Source organism: Erwinia sp. PsM31 (genome assembly GCF_030433775.1).
Lineage (GTDB): Bacteria > Pseudomonadota > Gammaproteobacteria > Enterobacterales > Enterobacteriaceae > Erwinia > Erwinia aeris.
In genome coordinates, this window is record NZ_JARUWZ010000054.1 from 1 (window position 1) to 3819 (window position 3819).

At 43.2% G+C, this 3819-nt stretch carries 5 protein-coding genes and 1 pseudogene; 4 read left to right on the forward strand and 2 right to left on the reverse strand.

Annotated elements, in window-relative coordinates; translation table 11 throughout:
• The 4 genes and pseudogenes from QCD69_RS22305 to QCD69_RS22320 all read left to right on the forward strand — a co-directional run.
• Positions 1 to 628, forward strand: a pseudogene (locus tag QCD69_RS22305) (phage tail protein); the annotation flags it as partial.
• A complete protein-coding gene (locus QCD69_RS22310; protein ID WP_301253555.1) occupies positions 628 to 1023 on the forward strand; it encodes a tail fiber assembly protein in 396 nt (131 codons plus the stop codon). The pseudogene QCD69_RS22305 and the gene QCD69_RS22310, both read left to right, overlap by 1 nt.
• A 105-nt stretch (positions 1024 to 1128) precedes the next feature.
• A complete protein-coding gene (locus QCD69_RS22315; RefSeq protein WP_301253556.1) occupies positions 1129 to 2247 on the forward strand; it encodes a DGQHR domain-containing protein in 1119 nt (372 codons plus the stop codon).
• Positions 2247 to 3011, forward strand: a complete 765-nt coding sequence (locus tag QCD69_RS22320; RefSeq protein ID WP_301253557.1) for a hypothetical protein — start codon at positions 2247 to 2249, stop codon at positions 3009 to 3011. Before QCD69_RS22315 ends, QCD69_RS22320 begins: the two co-directional genes overlap by 1 nt.
• Positions 3012 to 3053: 42 nt before the next feature.
• Here QCD69_RS22320 and QCD69_RS22325 read toward each other — a convergent pair whose 3' ends face one another.
• Positions 3054 to 3461, reverse strand: a complete 408-nt coding sequence (locus QCD69_RS22325) for a tail fiber assembly protein (protein WP_301253558.1) — start codon at positions 3459 to 3461, stop codon at positions 3054 to 3056.
• On the reverse strand, positions 3462 to 3819 hold a 358-nt coding region (locus QCD69_RS22330; protein WP_441004995.1), incomplete at its 5' end, for a gp53-like domain-containing protein. It lies immediately after the preceding gene.

Here is a 3819-nt window from a genome sequence, read left to right on the forward strand (position 1 = left end):
AAACCTCGGTATTAGCGAAAAGTTTTCCGGGCGCTGGATTGGCCGCCAGATTTTCACCACGCCGGGCGCGATCAGCTACAAACCCACACCCGGTACTAAACGTGCCCGAATCATCATTACCGGCGGCGGCGGTCGCGGTTATGGTTTTCTAGGCTGGGGCGAAAACTATCGCGCACGCGGTGCCGGTGGCGGCGCTGGCGGTACGGCAATCGCAATGTTGGCTGTTGATGACAGCAAAACGTATGCGGGGATTGTTGGCGCTGGCAGCAAAGAGAGCAACAATTCAACCAGCAGTGCCTTTAACGGGCAGATTACAGCGGGCAACGGTGCGAACTCAGTTGGTGATGCAGGAGGAGCCGGGGGAACTGCAGTTGGCGGGGATATCAATATTCAGGGCGGCGACGGCAGCGATTCCCCCGGCGTTATTACCGGAGGCACTAACCCTTATCGTGGGGGTTCCGGGGACGGTGGATCCAGCTATTGGGGAGGTGCTTCACGGAGTGGCGAAGGGATTGCATCAAACGACCGGGCTTCATTTGGTGTGGGCGGCGGAGGCAACATCCGAACTTCGCCTTACTACGGCAACTACGGGGCTGACGGTATTATCTACATTGAGGAATTCAGTTGATGAAAACTTATGCCCGGATTGAAAATCAGTGCGTTGCTGAAATTGTCTCGCTTAATGTGAAGCCTGAGAAACTTTATCACCCGTCGCTGGTATGGGTGGATATCACCGCGCTGTCCGAACAGCCCGATGTAAATTATCTCTACAGTGACGGCGTGTTTAGCGCCCCGGCTACAGAAGTTGAGAACGCCATACTGATTGCCAGCAGCAGGCTTGCCGCTGAAATGGATGTGGCAAACCGGACAATCGCGCCGCTTCAGGATGCGGTCGATATCAGCATTGCAACAGATGCTGAGATAGCCCGCCTGGCAGAATGGAAGCGTTACCGGGTGGCGCTCAGCCGGATTAATACCAATAAGGCACCTGATATCGAATGGCCGATTAGACCATACAAATAGACCACCAAAAATTTTTTCTCATACATTTCATTCTGTTACTTAAATTATTAAGATTTACACTAATGTTGGCAGTTGACTTTATGGTATAAAACTTAAATTATTCTTATGTTTTTTTGGCTGCGTGAGCATTTTGCTAATTATTTTCAAAATAACGAAATTTTAGTAGTTGTAAAATCATTTAAAGGAAAAGGTGGTAGTGTGATTATCAATGAAGTTATTAACATAAAACAAGCTCATAGAGATTTCATATTGACAAGCATGTCTGCAAAAACTCTTAGCGATATTACTTATACAGCAGTCAGAGGCGTCGACGATGAGGTTGGGGCTGTACAGCGAATTTTGATTGAAAGAAGAATAAAAGGAATAAAGGAATTTGTTCTTTCAGGGGGCGACTTCCCTGCAGCCATTGTTCTTAACTGGACGAGTACAGATAGCATTCAAATAAAAGATAGCTCGATTGAATTCGAAATTAAAAACCGATCAGCTCAAATAATAGATGGACAACATAGGGTAGCTGGAATAAAAGCTGCTATCAAAGAGGACTCAAGCCTTGAGAACCTCCAGGTTCCTGTTGTAATTTACTTAAACCTAACAACAAAAGAATGTGCTGATATATTTTTAGCTATCAACACTGAGCAAAAACCTGCGCCACGCAGTTTGGTTTATGATTTGTATGGAATCAGTTCTGATACTACGCTTGACCCAGCATCTTCCAGAGCAAGAGATATTGCTGAATATCTTAACAAAGAAGAGACTTCACCCTATTTTGGAAAAATAAAGTTCCCGGGTGAGAAAAGACGTAAAGGAGGGATTGCGCTTTCAACAGCTGTAAGTGCTATTAAGCCTTTGGTAGAAGAAAAGGCTATATTTGAACAGGTAGGGATAACTGAGCTTTCTCTTCAGTTTAAATGCTTTTATAACTATTTTTCTGCAATTGCAAATAATTATGACGAAAGCTGGGATTCGAGCTCTAATGCATTCCAGTTCGCAGCAGGTTTTAGTGCAGCATGTGAATTCTACGTCACTAAAATAATACCCTATTGCACGCAAAAGAAATCGTTTGAGCAAGGAACCATTGAGGAAGTACTTAACATTAGACAAAACGGTTTAATTAAACAGGATGAGGTGAGTAAAATATCAGGAAAAGAAGCTATCCGGGTGATTATTGACAGGCTGGATAAGTCTTTTGAACCTAAAGTAGAACAAAAGGAGCTTAGATTCTAATGCATCATGCTCAGGTATGCATAAATGGGAAGTTTAATCTCAATGCAGGCAACTTATCTTCAGTTGGAAGTTGCATCTTAACGGGCCCAGCGGCAACTGAGCTAGACAAGTGCCTTAAAAACGATGCAATTAATTACCTTTATTCTGCGCTCATCTCATATGCTGAAGCTATAAAAGGAGTTGAGGCTGGCTTTTTTAGCTGGGCGACGGTCAAACTCTATTATTGCGCGTTTTATTCTTTAAGGTCGATACTTTCAGTTGATGGTTTATGTATTTTTTATGTGGGTTCAAAAGGATTTTCTATCAAGGTTAGGCAGGGAGAGTGTCCGACAAAAGCTAATGGAACAACACATAAATTAGTTATGAATCTGTATAAGAAAAACAATAGTTCAAGCCCTTTTGTTACGCAAGAAATTGACATGAATGAGCCATTTGACTGGCTTATGATGAAAAGAGAAGAAGCGAACTACAAGAATGGGCGCTTTACTGAACCTGGAATGCCTATTATTTTCAATAAGTCTTCGGTTGGTTTGCAGGTGTTGCTTAAAGAGTATATTTTAGATGGTGAAAAGAAGTACTGCTTTGATAGCGATCATGCTGTACTTGCGTTGCCACTGGAGATAATAAAAGAGGCTTTAAATAAATTGAAGACGAACACAAACTTTAGGCTTAACACTAATGATGTGAGATTTCTGAAAAGTTTGTTAAGAGTCTCAGGAAATCCTGTGGTAGAGTTCCAAAAGTTGATTGACGATTTGAAATAATCTTTAGGGCTAATGAGTAAGGGGTTGCCAACCCCTTACTCATTAAATATTCACAGGCTGCTTGGGCCAAAGAGTTTTTTCAGTATTTTCTATATTTACCCGCATTAACATTACGCGGTATTTTTTCAATTCTGCTAACGTACTTATTTCTTCCTCGGTTGCTATGTCCGTATCGACAGCATCCTGACGCCAGTTAATTTCAGAATCAACAGCTATGCGCAGTTGAGTTTTTTTCTGTTCAGCCTGTGCTATGAGTACTTCGCGTGTTGGTGCTAACTGCTCTGTTAGACAAGGCCGCAAATCAGCACCGCAGCTAATCAGCTTTCCTTGAGCCTGCCCGTCAAGTAAATCAGTCCATGCTTTTTCGGTAATATCAATCGCATCATCGGGTATTTCCCTGTTAATAGCGATATCGTAAAAAGCGTTATTTGAAGGCGAATATTTTTTCATTTAAATTCCTAATGCTATCCACCAGATACCCTGCTGAGTAGTATCCGGGCCGGTGTTTGTAAGAGAAAAAGATGATTTATCGCGATACTGCACGCCTACTGCGTACTCCCCTTTATTCGGAATCGAAGAACCCTTATTAGCAACAAGTGAAAATCCGGCGTTTGGAAACGACACAGGAAGCGTAACTAACGTGGTTGACTGCTGTGCAAAGCTGCCGCTCCCCCATTGCAGGATTAAACCGTTCGGAAATTTGCAGTACCCGTTTCCACTCTTCACGATTGAAAAGAAACTCATATCTGGCAGTTGCCCGGCACCGTTCCCGACGGTCTTTTTTGCCGCGTCGCCTAAACCGAGGTTT